General features: G+C 62.2%; 1 protein-coding gene. It reads left to right on the forward strand.

Going from position 1 to position 238, the window contains the following annotated elements; translation table 11 throughout:
• Positions 1 to 95: 95 nt before the first annotated feature.
• Positions 96 to 238, forward strand: a 143-nt coding sequence (locus WDW90_RS40375; RefSeq protein ID WP_336493143.1) for a transglutaminase N-terminal domain-containing protein, incomplete at its 3' end; no start/stop codon positions are given.

Consider the following 238-nt stretch of genomic DNA (forward strand, 5'->3'; position numbering starts at 1 on the left):
TGCCGATCGGCGTCGGAGGTGTATGCGCCAATCCACACACAGAAGAACGGCCGCGACGGAGGAAGCCTGGCTGATTTGCCCTGCAGGAGTGTTCATTGGTCAATCTGCGCATCCACCACCGAACGACCTACCGCTACCAGCAATCCGTAAGCTTCGGACCGCATCGGCTCTTGCTGCGGCCTCGCGAGTCCCGTGAGGTCCGCCTGGTCTCAAGCGACCTCACCGTAACACCCTCCGC

Source organism: Methylobacterium nigriterrae (assembly GCF_037106235.1).
GTDB lineage: Bacteria > Pseudomonadota > Alphaproteobacteria > Rhizobiales > Beijerinckiaceae > Methylobacterium > Methylobacterium nigriterrae.